This window comes from Rhodococcus sp. 05-2255-1e (assembly GCF_002259025.1).
GTDB classification, from domain to species: domain Bacteria; phylum Actinomycetota; class Actinomycetes; order Mycobacteriales; family Mycobacteriaceae; genus Rhodococcoides; species Rhodococcoides fascians.
The window spans coordinates 140,166-160,927 of sequence record NZ_NOZE01000040.1; the positions used below are offsets into that span (position 1 = coordinate 140,166).

18 protein-coding genes are annotated in these 20,762 nt (G+C 64.5%); 9 read left to right on the forward strand and 9 right to left on the reverse strand.

Annotation, left to right across the window (positions count from 1 at the left end; translation table 11 throughout):
- Nucleotides 1-56: 56 nt before the first annotated feature.
- Nucleotides 57-1,274 (reverse strand): formaldehyde dehydrogenase, glutathione-independent, encoded by a 1,218-nt coding sequence (gene fdhA / locus CH262_RS24060; protein WP_032385562.1) that lies wholly within the window; start codon nucleotides 1,272-1,274, stop codon nucleotides 57-59.
- A 207-nt stretch (nucleotides 1,275-1,481) separates the two neighbouring features.
- Here fdhA and CH262_RS24065 point away from each other — a divergent pair, with 207 nt between their 5' ends.
- The 9 genes from CH262_RS24065 (at nucleotide 1,482) to araA (ending at nucleotide 12,263) form a co-directional block, all read left to right on the forward strand.
- A complete protein-coding gene (locus CH262_RS24065; protein ID WP_179275093.1) occupies nucleotides 1,482-2,492 on the forward strand; it encodes an aldose epimerase family protein in 1,011 nt (336 codons plus the stop codon).
- Nucleotides 2,493-2,608: 116 nt separating this feature from the next.
- Nucleotides 2,609-3,610: an ABC transporter substrate-binding protein gene (locus CH262_RS24070; protein ID WP_094718669.1), complete on the forward strand. Its 1,002-nt coding sequence runs from the start codon at nucleotides 2,609-2,611 to the stop codon at nucleotides 3,608-3,610.
- Between the two features lie 10 nt (nucleotides 3,611-3,620).
- Nucleotides 3,621-5,252 carry a sugar ABC transporter ATP-binding protein gene (locus tag CH262_RS24075; RefSeq protein ID WP_094718584.1) on the forward strand — a complete coding sequence of 544 codons (1,632 nt, stop codon included), beginning with the start codon at nucleotides 3,621-3,623 and terminating at the stop codon, nucleotides 5,250-5,252.
- Nucleotides 5,249-6,313, forward strand: coding sequence for an ABC transporter permease (locus CH262_RS24080; RefSeq protein WP_080729054.1), 1,065 nt, complete (start codon nucleotides 5,249-5,251; stop codon nucleotides 6,311-6,313). Before CH262_RS24075 ends, CH262_RS24080 begins: the two co-directional genes overlap by 4 nt.
- Nucleotides 6,310-7,347, forward strand: coding sequence for a galactofuranose ABC transporter, permease protein YjfF (gene yjfF / locus CH262_RS24085; RefSeq protein WP_256988956.1), 1,038 nt, complete (start codon nucleotides 6,310-6,312; stop codon nucleotides 7,345-7,347). Before CH262_RS24080 ends, yjfF begins: the two co-directional genes overlap by 4 nt.
- Entirely contained in the window at nucleotides 7,344-8,405 is a 1,062-nt protein-coding gene (locus CH262_RS24090; RefSeq protein WP_256988957.1) for a LacI family DNA-binding transcriptional regulator, read from the forward strand. Before yjfF ends, CH262_RS24090 begins: the two co-directional genes overlap by 4 nt.
- Nucleotides 8,395-10,068 carry a ribulokinase gene (gene araB / locus CH262_RS24095; RefSeq protein ID WP_032385563.1) on the forward strand — a complete coding sequence of 558 codons (1,674 nt, stop codon included), beginning with the start codon at nucleotides 8,395-8,397 and terminating at the stop codon, nucleotides 10,066-10,068. The genes CH262_RS24090 and araB overlap by 11 nt, the downstream gene beginning before the upstream one ends.
- A complete protein-coding gene (locus CH262_RS24100) occupies nucleotides 10,065-10,742 on the forward strand; it encodes an L-ribulose-5-phosphate 4-epimerase (RefSeq protein ID WP_094718585.1) in 678 nt (225 codons plus the stop codon). The genes araB and CH262_RS24100 overlap by 4 nt, the downstream gene beginning before the upstream one ends.
- A 36-nt stretch (nucleotides 10,743-10,778) precedes the next feature.
- Nucleotides 10,779-12,263, forward strand: a complete 1,485-nt coding sequence (gene araA / locus CH262_RS24105; RefSeq protein WP_032368850.1) for an L-arabinose isomerase — start codon at nucleotides 10,779-10,781, stop codon at nucleotides 12,261-12,263.
- Nucleotides 12,264-12,294: 31 nt separating this feature from the next.
- Here araA and CH262_RS24110 read toward each other — a convergent pair whose 3' ends face one another.
- From CH262_RS24110 to CH262_RS24145, 8 genes are all read right to left on the reverse strand, one after another.
- Nucleotides 12,295-12,987 (reverse strand): ZIP family metal transporter, encoded by a 693-nt coding sequence (locus CH262_RS24110; RefSeq protein ID WP_094650344.1) that lies wholly within the window; start codon nucleotides 12,985-12,987, stop codon nucleotides 12,295-12,297.
- Between the two features lie 86 nt (nucleotides 12,988-13,073).
- Nucleotides 13,074-14,012, reverse strand: coding sequence for a TAXI family TRAP transporter solute-binding subunit (locus tag CH262_RS24115; protein WP_094718586.1), 939 nt, complete (start codon nucleotides 14,010-14,012; stop codon nucleotides 13,074-13,076).
- Nucleotides 14,013-14,037: 25 nt separating this feature from the next.
- A complete protein-coding gene (locus CH262_RS24120; protein ID WP_094718587.1) occupies nucleotides 14,038-15,402 on the reverse strand; it encodes an MFS transporter in 1,365 nt (454 codons plus the stop codon).
- Between the two features lie 123 nt (nucleotides 15,403-15,525).
- The gene (locus tag CH262_RS24125) at nucleotides 15,526-16,941 is read right to left on the reverse strand and encodes a sensor histidine kinase (RefSeq protein WP_027496157.1); all 1,416 of its coding nucleotides are present in this window, start codon (nucleotides 16,939-16,941) and stop codon (nucleotides 15,526-15,528) included.
- A 1-nt stretch (nucleotide 16,942) separates the two neighbouring features.
- A complete protein-coding gene (locus tag CH262_RS24130) occupies nucleotides 16,943-17,602 on the reverse strand; it encodes a response regulator transcription factor (RefSeq protein ID WP_094718588.1) in 660 nt (219 codons plus the stop codon).
- Between the two features lie 51 nt (nucleotides 17,603-17,653).
- Nucleotides 17,654-18,763, reverse strand: a complete 1,110-nt coding sequence (locus CH262_RS24135; protein WP_094718589.1) for a sensor histidine kinase — start codon at nucleotides 18,761-18,763, stop codon at nucleotides 17,654-17,656.
- The gene (locus CH262_RS24140; RefSeq protein ID WP_032385567.1) at nucleotides 18,763-19,449 is read right to left on the reverse strand and encodes a response regulator; all 687 of its coding nucleotides are present in this window, start codon (nucleotides 19,447-19,449) and stop codon (nucleotides 18,763-18,765) included. The genes CH262_RS24135 and CH262_RS24140 overlap by 1 nt, the downstream gene beginning before the upstream one ends.
- Before the next feature lie 48 nt (nucleotides 19,450-19,497).
- Complete coding sequence (locus tag CH262_RS24145; RefSeq protein WP_094718590.1) at nucleotides 19,498-20,727, reverse strand: cation:proton antiporter domain-containing protein; 1,230 nt, start codon at nucleotides 20,725-20,727, stop codon at nucleotides 19,498-19,500.
- Between the last annotated feature and the right edge of the window lie 35 nt (nucleotides 20,728-20,762).

Genomic DNA, 20,762 nt, shown 5'->3' on the forward strand with positions numbered 1-20,762 from the left:
AGAACGGCCGCCCTCGCATCCATCGGAGCGAGGGCGGCCGTAGTTTCGCCGCGGTGTCAGCCGGCGATCATGCCGTGCGGGTCGATGACGAATTTCTGTGCGACTCCGCTGTCGAATTCACGGTAGCCGCGGGGGGCGTCGTCGAGAGTGATGACCGTTGCGTTCACCGCCTTCGCAATCGACACTCGTTCTTTGAGAATGGCATTCATCAGTTCCCTGTGGTAGCTCATCACCGGGCACTGCCCGGTGGCGAACGAGAGCGACTTCGCCCAACCGGTGCCGAGGCTGAGCGAGAGCGCGCCACGTTGTGCGGCCTCGTCCACGCCGCCCGGATCGCCGGTGACGTAGAGCCCGGGAATTCCGATGCCACCGCCCGCCGTGGTGATGTCCATCAGCGAATTGAGCACCGTGGCCGGTGCTTCGTGGGACGAGTCTCCGCCGTGGCCGCGAGCCTCGAATCCCACCGCGTCCACCGCAGCGTCGACCTCCGGGACACCGAGGATCTGTTCGATCTGATCTTGCGGCGCGCCCTTGCCCACGTCGACGGTCTCGCAGCCGAACGTTCGTGCCTGCGCCAGCCTGTCGGCGTTCATGTCACCGACGATCACCACCGACGCGCCCAGCAATTGTGCGCCGACCGCGGCCGCCAGACCGACCGGGCCCGCACCCGCGATGTACACCGTCGCACCGGGTTTCACTCCCGCGGTGACCGCGCCGTGATATCCGGTCGGAAAGATGTCGGAGAGCATGGTCAAGTCCAGGATCTTCTCCATCGCCTGATCCCGGTCGGGGAACTTCAGCAGATTGAAGTCCGCGTACGGTGCCATGACGTATTCGGCCTGGCCGCCCACCCATCCGCCCATGTCCACGTAACCGAACGCAGAACCGGGTCGATCCGGGTTGACGTTGAGGCAGATACCGGTCTTGCGCTCCTTGCAGTTTCGACACCGTCCGCAGGCGATGTTGAACGGTACCGAGCAGATGTCGCCGACCTTCAAGAATTCGACGTCTCGTCCGACCTCGACGATCTCGCCGGTGATCTCGTGGCCCAACACCAGACCCTCGGGTGCCGTCGTGCGTCCACGGACCATGTGCTGGTCGCTGCCGCAGATGTTGGTCGAGACGACCTTCAGGATCACGCCGTGTTCGCATTTGCGGCCGACATTGGCCGGATTCACGCCGGGGCCATCGGTCAATTCCAGGCCCGGAAAAGCGATGTCCTGAACCTCTACCTTTCCTGGTCCGGCGTACGTCACTGCTCTGTTGTCTGCCACGATTTCTCCTGTTCGACGGTGTCCGGCTGCGTTCGACAGACCGAGATCGCCTGCGCAATAGCTCTTTTCATCTCATCGAGACGATCAACGCGCAGTGATGTGGCCTGCATCACACCATAGTATGCGCACCTACGAATACACGGTGCGTCGCCCGCCGCACGAAGCAATCCGGGGACCGATCTCACTCCCCGGAGCTATCGTCGACCGGTGCCCACCGACGACGATCACAACGAGACCATCACCATCGGACGTTCGCCCGGGGTGGAGGTGGAGGTACTCCCCTACGGCGCGACCCTGCAACGAATGTCGGTGACCGGAGGAGACGGCGAGCGCCGCGACGTTCTCGTCGGCGTGGCGGGCGAGCGTGAGCTTCGTTCGTCCACTGCCTATTTCGGCTCTACCGTCGGCCGGTACGCGAACCGGATCAAGGACGGCCGGTTCGAGATCGATGGGCAGGCGGTGCAACTGACGATCAACGACGGCACCAACCACCTGCACGGCGGAACCGACGGCTTCGACTCACGACCCTGGACGGTGATCGGGCGATCACCGGATTCGGTCGAGTTCGAGTTGATCAGCCCCGACGGTGATCAGGGCTACCCGGGTGAAGTCCGTGCGCGGGCCCAGTTCTCCGTCACGACCGATCGTGTGCGGTTGGAGTCGACGGCGACGACCACCGCGCCGACGGTGGTGAACTTGACCTCGCACGCGTATTTCGATCTCGATGGCCATGGCATCGACGATCACACCCTGCAGGTGTTCGCCTCGACGTACACCCCGGTCGACACCGAGGGAATCCCGACCGGTGCCATCGAATCCGTCGATGGCACCGCGCTGGATCTGCGCACGCCGGGACGAGTCGGAGACCTGGCCCGAGCAGCTCATCCGCAGTTGCTGACCGCCCGGGGTGTCGACCACAACTTCGTCGTCGACGGTACGGGGCTTCGGCGTGCGGCGATCCTGAGCTCCGAGCGCAGTCGAACGACACTGGAACTGTGGACCGATCAGCCCGGAGTGCAGGTCTACACAGGCAACTTCCTGGACGGCAGCGACGTGTCTCGACGCGGCTCGATGCTGCGCCAAGGCGACGGCATCGCGCTCGAACCCCAGCTGTTCCCTGATTCACCGAATCACCCGAACTTTCCCTCTGCGGTGCTGCGACCGGGCCAGACGTACCGGTCCGTGATCGAGTGGAGATTTTCTGCACTTCGCGCTTGAGTGAGCGCTCACAAAATTTTGGAATTCAAACGTTTCAAGTCTTGACGCGGCCCGATGTTAACGCTCACACTGTGTTGCACACGTCACAGTGGAGTGGCGACATTGAGGAGATCACCATGGCGTCGAAGACAATTTTTGCGGCGAGCGCGCTCATTCTGAGTGGTGCGATCGTCCTGAGTGCGTGCAGTAGCGGAGGCGGCGGCGACGCGTCCGGCGGCGGTGACGGCGCAACGGTGCTGGGCTTTTCCCAGGTCGGTGCCGAGAGCGGATGGCGCACGGCCAACACCACCTCCATCCAGGACGCGGCCAGCGCAGCCGGCATGGAGTTGAAGTTCTCCGACGCGCAGCAGAAGCAGGAAAACCAGATCAAGGCGATTCGCACGTACATCCAGCAGAAGGTCGACGTCATCGCTTTCAGCCCCGTCGTCGAGACGGGATGGGAGCCGGTCCTCCAGGAAGCCAAGCGCGCGAACATCCCGGTGATCCTCACCGACCGCTCCGTCGACACCACCGACGATTCGCTGTATGCCACGTTCCTCGGCTCCGATTTCGTCGAGGAGGGCAAGAAGGCAGGCGATTGGCTGGTCCAGAACAGCGCCACTGCGGACACCACCGGCGACGGCAAGATCAACGTGGTCGAGCTGCAGGGAACCACCGGAGCCGCTCCCGCCATCGACCGGGCCGAGGGATTCCGCGACGCCATCGGCGGCCAGTCGAACATCGCGATCACCGCGTCGCAGACCGGCGATTTCACTCGTGACGGCGGCAAGCAGGTGATGGAGTCGTTCCTCAACTCCAATCGGGGCCAGATCGACGTCGTCTTCGCCCAGAACGACGACATGGGCCTGGGCGCAATCCAAGCCATCGAAGCAGCCGGGCTGGTACCCGGAAAAGACATCAAGATCATCACCGTCGACGCCGTCAAGGACGGAATGCAAGCACTGGCGGACAAGAAGATCGACTTCATCGTCGAGTGCAACCCACTTCTCGGGCCGCAGCTGATGGAGCTCACGGACAAGATCGTCAAGGGCGAGGACGTTCCCAAGAGGGTCGTCACCGAGGAGACCACCTTCACGCCCGACCAGGCGGCAGCAGTACTCGCCGACCGCCAGTACTGAGAGTCGACGCATGCATACCGACACCGTTCCCACCGCGGAGCCGATCTCCAGCACAGAGCCGACTCCGCTCGTGGAGATGAAAGACATCTCGATCACCTTCGGTGCCGTCCGAGCCCTCGACGGGGTGTCGTTGCGGCTCTTCCCCGGCGAGGTGCATTCGCTGATGGGTGAGAACGGTGCCGGTAAGTCGACGTTGATCAAGGCACTGACCGGGGTCTACTCGATCGACAGCGGAACGGTCACGATCGACGGAACCGAACACGAGTTCGGGACGCCGAGCGCGGCCCAGGCTGCAGGTATCAGCACCGTCTACCAGGAAGTGAACCTTCTTCCGAATCTGACTGTCGCAGAGAACATGCTCCTGGGCCGCGAGCCCCGACGCCTACCCGGAAAACTGTTGGGGGCCATCGGCGGTATCGACACGCGAGCGATGAACCGCCGTGCCAGAACGACTCTCGACCGGCTGGGCCTCGACATCGAGCCGTCGTCGGTCCTCGGGGACCATCCGATCGCCGTGCAACAGCTCGTCGCCATCGCCCGCGCAGTCGATGTCGACGCCCGCGTCCTCATCCTGGACGAGCCGACCTCGAGCCTGGACAAGGACGAGGTCGAAACCCTGTACTCCGTCATCGAACGGCTGAGGGAAGACGGAACCTCGATCGTCTTCGTGTCGCACTTCCTCGACCAGATCTATCGGATCTCCGACCGAATGACGATCCTGCGCAACGGAAAGCTCGTCTCCGAGCGCCTGGTCGCCGACACTCCGCAGTTCGAGTTGGTCGAGTTGATGATCGGTCGGGAACTGGACACCTTGCGCGAACTCGACAGCCGCGAGCCGGTGATGGTTTCCGACGAACAGACGCCCGTCGTGGAAGTGTTGGGCATCGGACGCAAGGGTGCACTGGAAGCAACCGATCTGCGTCTTCATGCGGGACAGGTCGTCGGCATCGCCGGTCTGCTCGGGTCCGGCCGTACCGAGCTTGCTCGCCTGCTCGGTGGAGCCGATCGATCGGACTCGGGGTCGATCGAAGTGCATGCGACCAAGCACCGCATTCGCAGTCCACGCCAGGCCGCCGATCAGCGCATCGCCCTCACCAGCGAGGATCGCAAGGCCGACGGTGTGGTGGCCGATCTGACGGTGGCCGACAACATGCTGCTCGCTCTGCAGGCCAAGCGTGGATGGCTTCGTCCCATCCCCCGTGCCACCCGCACCAAGCTCGTCAAGGAGTACATCTCTGCACTCGACATCAGGCCCGCCGATCCGAACGCGTTGATGCGCAATCTGTCCGGCGGCAACCAACAGAAAGTGCTCCTCGCCCGCTGGCTCATCACCGAACCCGAACTTCTGATTCTGGACGAACCGACACGCGGAATCGACATCGGTGCCAAAGCACAGATCCAAACCCTGGTGGCCGATCTGGCCGCGCGCGGAATGTCGGTGGTGTTCATCTCCGCCGAGCTCGAAGAGATCCTGCGCCTCAGTGACCGCATCGTGGTCATGCGAGATCACCGCAAGATCGACGAACGTATCAACGACGGTGTGTCGGTCGGCGACGTGCTCGCCACCATCGCAGCCGGGGTGCGCACCGACGAACCCGTCGCGGCCGCCACTTCGACCACCGACAGGAATGTCGCATCATGACCGAAACCCTCGAACCATCGGCCGGCGCGCCCGCTCGCGCACGTGCCGCCCTCGCCCAGCCGGTCGTCTGGCCGCTGCTGGCTCTGATAGCTCTGATCGTCGTCAATGTCGTTGTGACACCGGATTTCCTCGACATTCGAATCGAGAACGGTGGCCTGTTCGGAAATATCGTCGATATCGCACGCAACTCCGCGCCGCTCATTCTGGTGGCCGTCGGCATGACGCTGGTGGTGGCAACCCGCGGCATCGACCTCTCCGTGGGCGCAGTGGCAGTCATCGCTGCCGCCGTTGCGTGTACTCGCATTGTCGCGGCACCGGACGAGGGTGCCACCACGACGATGATCATGGCTGTCGTCTGGGCACTGGGAGCATGTCTGCTGCTGGGTCTGTGGAACGGCCTTCTGGTGTCGGTCTTCGGGATTCAACCCATCATCGCGACGCTCATTCTGATGGTCGCCGGACGTGGCCTGGCCATGTTGATCACCGACGGAAACATCACGACAGTCAACAACCCGGCCTTCAGCACGCTCGCGTCGGGCACGCTTCTCGGACTTCCACTGGCACTGATCATCGCCCTCGTGGTCGTGGCAGCAACCGCACTGTTGACCCGGCGGACCGCACTGGGGATGCTCGTCGAAGCCGTCGGAATCAACCCGGAGGCAAGCAGACTGGCAGGCGTCCAGTCGCGGACGATCGTCTGGACGGTCTACGTGTTCGCCGCGGTGTGCTCGGGAATGGCCGGTCTGATCATCGCTGCGAACACCAACTCGGTGAACGCGAACAGTCTGGGCCAGTGGATCGAGCTCGACGCCATCCTCGCTGTCGTCATCGGCGGCACTGCTCTGACCGGTGGTCGATTCTCCATCGCCGGCACCGTCGTCGGTGCCCTGCTCATCGGCACACTCACGCGCACCATCACCAATGTCGGTATCCCCTCCGAGGCCAACTACCTGTTCAAAGCGGTCGTCATCATCGTGGTCTGCCTGTTGCAATCACCACGAGCCCGCGCATCACTGCGGACGTGGTTCCGCACCGACTCCACCAAGGCGGTACGACCGTGAGCGACCTCATGACTGCTCCCCCCACGACTACCGCGGCAGCACCGGGCCCCGCGCCCTCGACCTGGGACCGCGTGAAGCGGTACTCCCCACCGTCTCGGTTTCTGCCGGTCATCGCCACGTTCGCGCTGTTCGTCGGTCTGTTCGGACTCGGCGAATTCCGCTACAGCGGCTTCGCCGATCCACAGGTGTTCCTGTCACTGCTGATCGACAACTCGTTCCTCATCGTCCTCGCGGTAGGGATGACCTTCGTCATCCTCACCGGCGGAATCGATCTCTCCGTCGGGTCCGTCGTCGCACTCTCGACGATGATCGCCGCGCGCACACTGCAATTGGGCTGGCCACCGCTGCTGGTCATGGCCGTGGTGTTGCTGTGCGGTGCCGTGCTCGGCACCGTCATGGGTGCCCTCATCCACTATCTGCAGATTCAGCCGTTCGTCGCCACACTCGCGGGGATGTTCCTCGCCCGGGGCCTGTGCTACATGATCGGTGTCGAGTCGATCCCGATCACCGACGACACGTTCTCGTCCATCGCATTCGCCGTCATCGAACTACCCGGCGGCTACACCATCACCTGGAGCGTGGTGATCGCGCTGGCCACGGTGGCGATTGCTGCATACGTGTTGGCCTGCACTCGTTTCGGACGTTCGGTCTACGGAATCGGTGGCAACGAAGCGTCCGCGCTGCTGATGGGCCTGAAGGTGGCGGCCGTCAAAGTCGGTGTGTATACGATCAGCGGATTCTGCGCAGCGCTCGCCGGCCTGCTGTTCTCCTTCTACGCACTGTCGGGCTACAGCCTCAACGCCGTCGGTATGGAGCTCGACGCCATCGCCGCGGTGGTGATCGGCGGAACGCTGCTCACCGGTGGGCGCGGGTATGTCCTCGGCTCGCTGGTGGGAGTCCTGATCCTCGGTGCCATACAGACTTTCATCGCATTCGACGGAACCCTGAGCTCGTGGTGGACGCGAATCACGATCGGAGTGCTGCTCCTGGTGTTCGTTCTCGCCCAACGTCTGCTGACGGCGAGAAAGAGGTGACCAACACAGGGATCGACGGTAAGGCACCGGTCATGACCGACGTCGCCCGATTGGCCGGGGTATCCCATCAGACGGTCTCGCGGGTCATCAACGGTCAGAACAACTTACGCCCCGAAACCCGCGACCGGGTACAGAATGCCATCGACCAACTGGGCTATCGTCCCAATCGTGCAGCCAGGGCACTGGTCACCAAACGCTCCGCGTCGATCGGAATCATCGGCTCCAAAGGCGGGTTCTGGGGGCCGAGCACCACGCATCGCACCGTGCAGAGCGCGGCACGTGATGCCGGATTCTCCGTCAGCGCAGTCAGTCTCGCAACGCTGACACACGACGAACTCGTCGGCGCACTGCATCACCTGCACGACCAGGGCGTCGAGGGCATCGTGTTGATCGCCGCCACCGACGACGCTGTGGCAGCGGCTCGATCCGAGGAGTCCGTCGTTCCCGTCGTGGTCGTCGAAGGTGACCCCACCACCTCGACCTGGACCGTGGGCATCGATCAGGTCGGCGGCGCTCGATTGGCCACCCGACACCTGATCGAGGCAGGTCACGAACGCATCGTGCATCTGTCCGGACCGCAGGGATGGACCGAATCCCGCGGCCGTGAACAAGGGTGGCAGGATGCGCTCGACGAGGCCGGGCTGGCGTGGACACCGGTCCTCCGCGGCGACTGGTCCGCACGCAGCGGCTACGAGAACGGGCTCCGCCTCGCCGAGGACCACACCGTCACGGCCGCGTTCTGCGCCAACGACCAGATGGCCCTCGGCTTGCTGCGCGCCTTCCACGAGAGCGGCCGCCGTGTGCCCGAGGACTTCGCCGTCGTCGGATTCGACGACATCCCCGAGGCTGCTTTCCTGGTTCCACCACTGACGACGGTCCGCCAGGACTTCACCGAAGTCGGCAGACGCGCGATCGACGTCCTGCGCGCGGCACTGGACAACACTGCCGCGCCCGAGGCGTCCATCGATCCTGAACTCGTCGTTCGATCGTCCAGCACCACTGCACCGAAACCGACCACAACCGTTGCACCGCAACAAGGAGAATCGCATGTCCAATGACCGCTACACGGTAGGAGTGGACTACGGCACTCTCTCCGGCCGTGCCGTAGTCGTCCGTGTGTCCGATGGTGCCGAAATTGCATCTGCCGTACACGAATACAGTCACGCCGTACTCGAGGAAACCCTGCCCGGCAGTACCGTACGACTACCCGACGCGTGGGCTCTGCAGGTGCCGGACGACTATCGCGACGTCCTACGCCGCGCCGTCCCCGCTGCGATGGCCGCCGCGGGCATCGCGCCGGAGCAGGTGGTGGGCATCGGGACCGACTTCACCGCATGCACCATGGTGCCGACCTACGCGGACGGTACGCCGCTCAGCGAAGACCCGCGGTTCGTCGATCGCCCACACGCCTACGTCAAACTGTGGAAACACCATGCGGCGCAGGGACAGGCCGACCGGATCAACGAACTGGCCGCCCGTCGCGGAGAGAGCTGGCTCCCCCGCTACGGCGGCTTGATCTCCTCGGAATGGGAATTCGCCAAGGCGCTGCAGATTCACGAGGAGGACGCCGAGATCTACGAGGCCATGGACCGGTGGGTCGAGGCGGCCGACTGGATCGTCTGGCAACTGTGCGGAAACTACGTGCGTAATGCCTGCACCGCGGGATACAAGGGCATCTATCAGGACGGCAAGTACCCTTCCGTCGATTTCCTGACCGAGCTCGCGCCCGGGTTCGGTGGGTTCGTGGCAGAGAAACTCGACCAGCCGCTGGGCGAATTGGGCTCGCGTGCAGGCACGTTGACCGCCGAGGCCGCGGCTTGGACGGGATTGCCCGAGGGGATCGCCGTCGCGGTCGGAAACGTGGATGCGCACGTCACGGCCCCGGCTGCGGGTGCCGTCGAATCGGGCCGCATGGTCGCCATCATGGGAACATCCACCTGCCACGTCATGAGTTCGACCGTGTTGAACGACGTTCCGGGTATGTGCGGCGTCGTCGACGGCGGCATCGTCGCGGGGTCGTACGGGTACGAGGCCGGCCAGAGTGGGGTCGGCGACATCTTCGGGTGGTTCACCCGCACCGGAGTTCCCGCGTCCTACAGTGAAGCGGCAACTGCCGCAGGCGAGTCCGTGCACGAATACCTGACGCGGCTCGCGTCGGCCCAACAGGTGGGCGAGCACGGTCTGGTCGCGCTCGACTGGCACAGCGGCAATCGGTCGATCCTGGTCGATCACGAACTGTCCGGCCTGGTCATCGGATCGACGCTTGCGACGCGGCCCGAGGACACCTACCGCGCACTGCTCGAGGCCACGGCATTCGGCACCCGCGTCATCGTCGAGACGTTCCGCGACAGCGGCGTGCCCGTCGAAGAATTCGTCGTCGCGGGAGGGCTGGCCCGCAACCCACTGCTGATGCAGATCTACGCCGACGTGCTACGAATGCCGTTGTCCGTCATCGCGTCCGCACAGGGCCCCGCATTGGGCTCCGCCATCCACGCGGCAGTGGCCGCAGGCTGCTACCCGGACGTGCCGGTGGCGTCGAAATCGATGGGCAAGGTTCGCCGCGGTGCATTTATTCCGGACGAGTCCCGGTCGAAGGCATACGACTCGCTGTACGAGATCTACCTGGAACTGCACGATCGCTTCGGTCGGGACGTACCGACCATGCGCCGGCTGCGATCACTGCGTCGCGCAGCCCTGACGAGGAAGCTGGAAGCGAAATGACAGTTGTCGACGATGTTCGCGAGATCGTCGAGGAGATTCGCAAGGACGTGTCCGCACTGCACGCGGAATTGGTGCGCTACGGGTTGGTCGTGTGGACGGCGGGCAACGTGTCCGCGCGCGTTCCCGGTCGAGACCTCATGGTCATCAAGCCGAGCGGCGTCTCCTACGACGACCTGACACCGGGCAACATGGTGGTGTGCGATCTGCACGGTCGAGTGGTCGAAGGAGACCACGCGCCGTCCTCGGACACCGAGGCGCAGGCCTACGTCTATCGGCACCTCGACCACATCAACGGTGTGGTGCACACTCATTCGCCCTACGCGGTGGCGTGGGCCGCGCGCGGAGAACCCATTCCGGTCGTGACCACGATGTGCGCCGACGAATTCGGCGGCGACATCCCGGTGGGTCCGTTCGCCGTGATCGGCGACGACTCGATCGGGCGCGGCATCGTCGACACCCTCGCAGACAGCCGCTCTCCGGCAATACTCATGCAGAACCACGGCGTCTTCGCGGTGGGCCCGTCGGCCCGATCTGCGGTGAAAGCGGCGGTCATGTGCGAGGACGTGGCCCGATCGGTGCACCTGTCGTATCAACTGGGACAACCACTTCCCATCCCCCGCGCGTCGGTCGACGCACTCTACGACCGCTACCAGAACGTCTACGGCCAGCGCTGATCAGCGCCACATTTTTCCACGGAAGGTACATTCTCCATGTCCGAAGTATGGTTTCTCACCGGCAGCCAAGGCCTCTACGGCCCCGAGACGCTCGAGCAGGTGGCAGTCCAATCACGGGAGATCGCAGACAAACTCGACGGCGCACTGCCGGTATCCGTCGTCTGGAAGCCGGTGCTGCTCGACGCGTCCGCGATCCTGCGGTGCATGCGCGAGGCCAACGCCGCCGAGGACTGCATCGGCGTCGTCACCTGGATGCACACTTTCTCGCCGGCCAAGATGTGGATCGCAGGCCTGGACGCGCTCGATGTTCCACTGCTGCACCTGCACACGCAGGCCGGAATGTCGTTGCCCTGGTCCACGATCGACATGGAGTTCATGAATCTGAACCAGGCTGCGCACGGTGATCGCGAGTTCGGGCACATCGAGTCCAGGGTCGGCGTACTGCGCACCACCATCGCGGGCCACGTCGACAATCCGTCGGTACGGACGCGGGCGGAGCAGTGGGCGCGCGCGGCACTCGGCCGGGCAGAATTGCGTTCGCTGAAACTGGCCCGCTTCGGCGACAACATGCGCGACGTCGCGGTCACCGAGGGCGACAAGGTGGAAGCGCAGCTGCGGTTCGGCGTCTCCGTGAACACCTACGGCGTCAACGATCTCGTGGACGTGGTCGACAGCGTCAGCGAGTCGGCCGTCTCGGAACTCGTCGACGAGTATCGGTCGCTCTACGACATCGCACCGAGCCTCGACAAGGACGGGGATCGTCACGACTCCCTCCGCTACGGCGCACGCGTCGAAGCGGGAATGCGGCAGTTCCTCACCGACGGCGGGTTCAAGGCGTTCACCACCAACTTCGAGGACCTCGGCGGGCTGCGTCAGTTGCCGGGATTGGCGGTGCAGCGACTGATGGCCGACGGTTACGGCTTCGGCGGCGAGGGCGACTGGAAGACGTCGATGTTGTTGCGCGGCATGAAGGTCATGGCCGAGGGACTGGAGGGCGGTACGTCCTTCATGGAGGACTACACCTACCACCTCGTCCCCGGTGAGGAGAAGATCCTCGGTGCACACATGCTGGAGGTGTGCCCGTCCATCACGACGTCTCGTCCGACACTGGAAATTCATCCACTCTCGATCGGCGGCCGCGAGGATCCGGTGCGGCTGCGATTCACCGCCGATCCGGGGCATGGCGTCGTCGTCGGACTGTCCGACGTCGGTGAGCGATTCCGATTGACGGCCAACGTGATCGACGTGGTCGAGCCCGACGAGGCGCTGCCGAAACTACCCGTGGCATGCGCAGTGTGGGAACCGCAGCCCTCACTGTCGGTGTCGGCCGAATCGTGGTTGACCGCAGGCGCACCCCACCACACTGTGTTGAGTACCGCCATCGGTCTGCCTGTGCTGGAGGCATTCTCGGACATGATCGGTGTCGAGCTGCTCGCCATCGATTCCGGCACCACGACGCGTGGGTTCCAGCAGACTCTCCGATGGAATGCGGCGTACCACCGGCTCGCAGCGAGGTTGTGAGTCCGGGCCGCCGCGGCTACGGCCGCGGCGGTCAGCCCAGACCGAAAGCGACGAGAAAACCCGCGGCGGTGGCCATTCCGACCCACCAGCCGCCGTCTCGGTACGCCTCGGGCATCAACGAATCGGCCAGCACCGCCAAGGTCGCACCGCCGGCGAATGCCTGCACTGCCGATATCCCGGTAGCAGGGATGACGTCCGAGAGCAGGAACCCTGCCACGGTCACCAGTACCAGGACAACCGCAGTCACACTCCATAACCCGAGGGCGCGGGCTCGGCCGAAGTTGTGTTGATCTCGCATCAGAGCGGCACCGCCGACAGCCTCGGGAACATTGCCGACGGCGACGGCGACGAGGAGCACGAGGCCACCGCCACTGGTCAGTGACACACCCAACGCGGTGTTCTCCGGAACGCCGTCGAGCACGGTTCCGAGCATCAGCGCCCACCCGATAGCCGCCGGTCCCAGCTTGTTCTCGATGAGGTGGTTGGCGACCACGTACACCCCGGCACCCGCGAACAGCGCAGCACCGGCGACGACGATGCCGGACTGGGTGAATGCGGGCTCGAACAATTCCGAGGACACAGCCGCGATCATCGTGCCCGCGCCGAACGCCATCATGGCCGCGAGCACTCGTTTCGGCAGTGACCAGCGCAGGCCGACAGCGGCCCCGATCACCAACGGCAGGGCCGTGCCGAGGCCGTACAGCGCTGCTCCGACGGCGTTCACCCGTGTACCACTCGGTCGAACGAAAACTGGTCGGTCATGCACTGGGGATGACCGTAGCCACCGAGGTACAAACCGCTCTCGTCCGATCAACCGTGGCGAGCGCGGTATTCCTCTTCGGCCCCGGGGTGCAGAGGAATACCGCCCGTCATGACCAGTGAGCGTGCGTCGAGAAATTGGCTGCCGATCGCTTGCCCGGGGACCAGGGCCGACGATCGGTCGAGCAGAACGCTCACCAGGGCTGCGACAACTCGGTTCGGCACATCGGGGTGGGCCAACAGCAGATTCGGAATTCCGACGGTCGTCACCTCCGGGTGCGAGCCGTACACGTTCGGCGGAACCGGGACCGCCTCGTACGCGGTGCCGAACGCCCGACGCAGGTTCGGAACGAGACTGCCCAGTTCGAGCAACCGGATCTCGTTGCGCGGCTCGGCGAAAGCTGGGGTCGGCAATCCACCCGCCCACATCACCGCGTCGATCTCGTTGTCGGACAACGCGGTCGCAGCCGCCTTCATCGACAATTGAACTTCACGAACTGCATCCGGTCCCGAGACGCCGGCCGCGTCCAGGATCCGATGCGAGAGAACCGTCGCCCCCGATCCGGGCGCGCCGGTACTCACTCGTCGGCCCCGCAGATCACGCGCGGCCACGATGGTCGAATCGGCCCGCACAGCGACCTGAAAGTAGTTCTCGTAGACACATCCGACCGCGGCCAGGTCGGTACTCGGGTGACTGTATGCGGCGTCGATCAGCGTCATCGCCAGTTCGGCACGACCGGAGATCAACGCGTCGAGGTTGTCGAGAGAACCGGATGTCGTGAGCGGCACTACCTCGACCTCCGACAGTCCGGCAGCCGCGTCGGACAGCAGGCCGGAGAACTCCCAGAAGAAGCCGCCCACCTCGCCCGCCGCCAGGCGCAGTTGCATCGGCGGGTCCGTGGCGCAAGCTCCCATGGCCACCGCGGTCAGCGACACGACACCGGCCCGCAGAGCTGTTCTTCGAGAGAACAACGCAGCGGGCCGGAGCATGTCACTCACTGTAAGTCGTCACAGGTCACGCGAAAGCCTTGCCCTGCTCCCTGTCGAGGACGGTCTCGGTCTTGTTCCGCAGCACGAAGATGTACACCAGGAGCGAGATGCCGATGACGACGGTCACGTACAGAATGAACCACCCGACGTGCCCACCGTTCTTCGCGGCCTGGTAGATCAACGGAGCGGTACCACCGAACGCGGAGTTCGCCAGCGCGTAACCGAGGCCGACTCCCAAGGCGCGGATGTGTGAGGGGAACAATTCGGCTTTGACGATCGCGTTGATCGAGGTGTAGCCGGTGAGGATGACGTAGCCGACGCAGACCAGCGCCAGTGACTGCACCACCGACGTCGCCGACGGCAGATACGTGATGAGCACGTAGGTGTAGAGCACGCCACCGACGCCGAAGAAGACCAGCAGAGGCTTGCGTCCCACCTTGTCGCTGATCAAGCCGCCGATGGGCTGCAGCAACATCAGGAAGATCAGCCCGAACAGGTTGATCCAGGTCCCGGTCATTCCGCGGTCCTCGTACGCTGCCTTGATCATCGAGGGTGCGTTGACGCTGTAGGTGTAGAACGCGATGGTGCCACCGGCGGTCACCATGAAACAGATCAGCAGAGCGCGCCAATGCTTTCCGACCAATTCCCTGAGAGATCCGGACGCCTGATCGGCACCGCTACGAACTGCCTCGAGCTGATCCTTCGTCAGGGACTCGTCCATGCTGCGGCGCAGCCAGAAGACAACCACTGCGGCGACGCCACCGATGAAGAACGCTATGCGCCAACCGAAGTCCTCGATCTGCTCCCGCTCGAAGAAGACCTGCATGAGCAGCAGCGTGACCTGCGCCAGAACGTGGCCACCGATCAGCGTGACGTACTGGAACGAGGAGAAGAATCCGCGACGCTCACGAGTGGCGGCCTCGGACATGTATGTCGCCGACGCTCCGTACTCACCACCGGTGGCGAAGCCCTGCACCAGACGGCACAGAATCAGAATGACCGCGGCCCACACACCGATGCTCTCCCGGCCGGGGGTGAACGCGATGACCATCGAGCAGGCCGCCATGAGCGAGACACTGAATGTCAGTGCAGCTCGGCGACCGTTCCGGTCTGCGTAGCGTCCGAAGAACCACGAACCGACCGGACGCATCAGGAACGTGACCGCGAAGATCCCGTAAACGTAGATGGTCGAATTCTTGTCCGCCGAATCGAAGAACTGATTTTCGAAATACGTCGCGAAGACGGTGTAGACGTACACGTCGTACCACTCGACGAGGTTGCCCGACGACCCACGCAGTGTGTTGTAGACGGCGCGGCGGGTGGCTGCGGGAGACGAGACCGGCGGGTTCGCACGAGACGAACCAGCGGTCGAAGTGGCCTCGTTGGCCATGGGCAGGTCCTTCCACAGATAGTTTTCGGGTGGGTCGCCGAACGCGTGACAGCAACCGAAGTCCTTCTACTGTGACCCCCAGCACAGCCAGAACCAAGCTGTTTCGCGTTTCCTAACACTCCCTTAGGACAGGGACCCGCTCGAGCCGTGACGCGGGAGCAGCATTCGGACGATCAAACCGGACGGTCGATGAGCGTCGACCTCGAGGCGTCCTCCCACTCGTTCGATCAGGGCCGCGACTATTGCCAGGCCGAGCCCCGTTCCGGTCCCGTGAGCACTCGATGCCCGAAAGAACCGGTCCGCGATCATCGGTAATTCGGCAGCGGATACACCCGGGCCGGTGTCGGTGATCGACACCACGACGTGATCGTCGCCGGCTCGGCAGTCGATGTCGACATCCGCTCCCGAACCGGCGTACTTGGTCGCGTTGCTCAGGATCGCGTCGAGCATGCGCACCAGGTCTTCCTCCGGTACCGCAGCAGTGTGATCGGCTCCCGGGTCGGGATCCGCGACACGGACGGTCAACCCGGCCACTGTCAGTGCGTTCGACCAGAATCGGACTCTGTCGGTGAGCACGAACAGTACGTCGCACGCGGTCTCGCGATGCAGAACCGGCGTCTCGGCAGCAGCGAGAACCAGAAGATCCTCGACGACGGAGTCGAGCCGATCGACCTCCAGTGTCGTTCGCTGGTGCGCTTCGGCGACCGATTCGGGCACCCGCATTCCCAACACGTCCAGTCGAATTCGTAATGCCGCCAACGGGTTACGCAATGCATGGGCGGTGTCGGCCACCAGACGACGCTGCGCAGCGGTCGCGTTCTCCACATCGTCTGCCATCGCGTCGAACGCACGCGAGAGCGCTCGAACCTCGGGCGGACCGACGTGTGCGTCCGACTCGAGACGTGGCGAGTCGTCGAGAGGCCGGCGATCGTGAAAGGCGTCGCCGAACGATTGGACTCGCATCGACAACGACGTCAGTGGACGAACGACCCAGCGCGACAACGCAGCAGCGATCAGCGCCACCGTGGCCAAGATCAGCAGCGCACCGACAGCGATCACCGCCCACCCGATCGCCACATCCCGGCGGGCCGCGTCGGTGGAGGCTGCAATCACCACGGCACCGTCGACCTGCGTTCCCCCACCGATCGGTGCTGCCACCAGTACCGACGACGGCGACCACGGCGTCACACTCGACGGAAGGCCACCGCGTTGATTGCGCAGGGCACCGGCCACCGCCTGTTGCACGTCCGTGCGCGTCGTATCCAGACCCGACGCAGCACGCACCGCTCCGGTGCGGTCGACGACCACGATCCCCTCGCCGTACAGATCGTTGTAGCGCTGCACCGACTCTCGGATTCGAGAATCACCCGACTCGTCCTCCCGGGAGCTCAGTTCCGCGAAGTACGTTGCAGCGGCAGCTCGATTCTCACCGAATCGTTGGGCGCGTTCGCGACCCAGCAGCAATCCCAGCGGAACCGACAGCGCGAGAACGACGACGGCGGAGTAGACCATCAGCACCACGAGAACCCGGCGCCGCACGTCAGCTGTCCCAGCGGTAGCCGAAGCCGCGGATCGTGGCGATGGTCCCGGGTCGGCCGAGCTTGGCACGCAACGTCGTCATGTGCACGTCGAGCGATCGCGAGATCGCCACGTACGCATCGCCCCAGATCGCATCCATCAGCTGTTCGCGGCTCACCGCTTCACCTCGTCGAGTCGCCAGGTGCGCGAGCAGGTCGAACTCTTTGGTGGTCAGCCCGATGTCTCGCCCGTCGACTTCGACACTGCGCCCGACGAGATCGACGACCACGTCGCCCAACTCGAGCCGATCCACCGCCGCATCACTCGTTGCGCTCCGACGCCGCGCCGCCACTTCCAGCCGCGCGTGCAACTCCCCCAATCGAGCGGGCTTGACGACGTAGTCGTCCGCGCCCGCGCGCAGCGCTCGGACCACCGACCGCTCGTCGTCCCGCGCGGTCAGTACCACCACGGGCACCGAACTCAAGGTCCGCAGCTTACGAAGCGCCTCGAGGCCGTCCATGTCGGGCAGGCCGAGATCGAGGAGAACGACACCCATGCCGTGGTACCCGAGCAGTAGGTCGGCACCGCGGCGCATCCGGACAGGGTTGTGCCCCACCTCGGTCAGCGCATCCACCAATGCGTCGCCGACGCCGTCGTCGTCCTCCACCACCGCTATTCGCATCGCCTCGAGATTAGGCCACGACGGCCGACGGGCGTTGCAGGCCGACGCGGATCAGTCGATCGGAAGGACGACCCGCAAGGTGAAACCGCCGTGCACCGTCGCGGCGGCCGAGACGTGCCCACCCAACAATTCCGCCCGCTCGGCGAGTCCTACGAGTCCGTGCCGCGACGACGGGAATGCGAGCGGCGGCAGCGTGGGAGCCGTGTTCACCACCTGTACCGTCACCGATTCGTCGACTTCTTTCACGGTGACATCGACTTTCGAGCCCGGAGCATGTTTGCGAACGTTGGTCAGCCCCTCCTGGACGATTCGATACACAGCACGCTGAACGGAACTCGGCACATCCGACTCCACGTGCACGGTCAATTCGACGTCCAACTCGGATTCAGCCGCCAGCGCCGAGAGATCGGAAATGGCCGGCTGCGGATCGATTCCGTCGGCCTCGCCGCCCGATGCCCGCAGGACACTGACCATCTGCCGCAGCTCCTCGAGTGTTCGCACCGCGAGCGACCGAATGGTCCGGCTGGCGGCTTTGACCGCAGGATCGTCGTTGCTGACCATCAGGGCACCGACCTGAACCGCGATCAAACTCACCTGATGCGAGACCACATCGTGCATTTCTCGCGCCAGACGTGCGCGCTCGGTCGACAGCACCAGTTCGGCCTGCGCAGTCCGATCTCGCTCGCGAGCCTGGTGCAACTCGCTCAATTGCTGCTTCAGATCGCGCTGCGCTCGAATCAGCTGACCGAGGGCCACCGGGGCCGAGGCGTACGCGCCGGCCGCCAGGGTGATCGCGACGACCGACTCGAACGAGGAGTCCGTTGTCACCCACGCCATGCTGGCCGCGAACATACCTGCGCCGCAACAACCCACGGCCACGCGACTGCGAACGACGAACGCCACCGTCCCGAGTGAGAACACTGCCGCCAGCAACGTGACGCCCATTGCCAGACCGGGCAGCGTCAGTACGAATACGAGTACCGGAAATCGTCTGCGCCCGAACAACAGCACTGGGGTGAGGAGGGCGACGGCAACTTCCGCCGTGGTCGGATCCGGCAACGTGAGCAGTCCATCGGCGAAAGAAAGAACGACGAACACCGCATCGAGAATCACACCCGATCGCCGCTCGGTCGCACGCCGAACAGCCTGCACAGTGCTCACTACGACTCGCCCCCAACCGAAGTGGACCCGCCCGCCGACAATCCACCCCGCTCGGCTATCAAGGCCGCCTGCACCCGCGTCGAGACCTCCAACTTCGACAAGATTGCACTGACGTGATCCTTGACGGTTCCGGTGCCGAGAAACAGCGCGGCGGCGATCTCCGCATTGGAGTCGCCGTGCACCACGCGCACGAGAACGGCGCGCTCACGCTCGGTGAGCCGCGCGATCTTTCGGGCTTCGGTCGAATCACGGGCCGCTCCGAGAAACCCACGAACGACGGTGCGTCCGACGGTCGGCGACAGGACGATTCCACCAGCGGCAAGCGATCTGATGTGTCTCGGCAACTCTTCGGGATCGGTGTCCTTGACCAGGAAGCCTGCGGCACCGGTGTCGAGTGCACGCATGATGAAGTCGTCCGAGTCGAAGGTGGTCAGCATCGCCACTGCGGGCGGCTGCGGCAATGCGAGGATGTCGGCGAGGACGTCGAGCCCGTTGCGACCGGGCATCCTGATATCGAGCAGCACGACATCGGGTTCCGTTCCGACGACGAGATCGAGGGCGTCGGCCGCGTCGCCCGTGGCAACCACGTCGATGCCGGGCGCGGCCCCGAGGATGAGCTCGAAACCCGATCTGACGAGCGCCTCGTCGTCCACGACGACGACTCTGACGTTCTTGGTATCACCCACGACAGCACTCCTGTAGATCATCGAACAGTCACGGGCCCGGGAACACGATCAGCATAGGGCGCTGCTGGTGTGCGGCGAACGAAACCGTGCACGCGACAACACCCGGACCATGAAGGACGAGCCCAATCCGTGCATCAGCAGGCTGAGGGAGATGGTGACGATCATCGCCTGCAACACGATCAACCCGATGTCGTCGTCGAGTGCGTTGAACGCCAACAATCCCAGCACGATGGTCGTGATCCCGCGCGGACCGAGGATCGACGACGCAAGCCGATCGACGACGCCCAATCGTGAGCCCACGAGCGCCAGACACACCGGCACCAGTCTCACCACGGTCAAGGCCAGCACCGAGATGACGACGATGCGCCAGTCGAGACCGAGGTAGACGATGTACGCGGCCACCGCGCCGAATACGAACCACACCACGAGGGACGTGCATTCCACGAACTGTTCGGTGAGGGCAGTGTGCGGGTGGAGTTCGGAGCGCGCACACAGGTGCACGGCAACTCCTGCCACGAACGCCGCGACGAACCCGTTGCCGTGCAGAAGGATTGCCACCGAGAACGTCACGAGAGGGACAGCGAGCACGCCGATGGACAACGAGCTCGTGGTGGTCCACCCCCGTCGCAGGGCCACCTTCATCGCCCATCCGAAGGTAAGGCCGATGGCGCTGCCGACGAGTAGCGACACGGTGCTGGCGAGCAGCGCTTTCCCGATCGATGTGGTCACGCTGTCGACACTCGTCGCGGTGATCATGGCGAGCGCGAACACGAAGATCGGAGCAACGACCCCGTCGTTGTACCCGGACTCGACGTTGAGCGCCGACCGCACGCCGCGCGTGAGCCGATTGTCGGTCAGAATTGCCGTCGCTGGAGCCATGTCGATGGGCATGATCACACACGCGATCAGCAGCGCGACGGCAAAGCCGTACTCGGGCAACAGGAACCATGAGGCACTCGCCGCCAACGCAAGGCTCAGCGGTAGTGCGAGAAGAAGTAGCCGAAGCGACACCGAGGGCGAGCTCCCCAGCATCTTTCCCTCGACCCTGAGGGAATCGGAGAACAGCAGTGCAGCCAGAACGAGTTCGACGATCTGCTCGGTGACGTGATAGTTCAGCACCGTCACGATCTCGGGCCCGAAGAACCAACCGACCACTGCGCCCGCCGACGCGATCGCCAGAGGTGCGCTCACTCGCCACGACGCAAGCCTCGCGGACACCAGTGACCACAGTGCGACAACGCCGACGCAGCACAGCAGTGATTGAGCCAGTGCGGTCATCGGTGTACCCCCTCGTTCTTTCTCGGCCGGACACA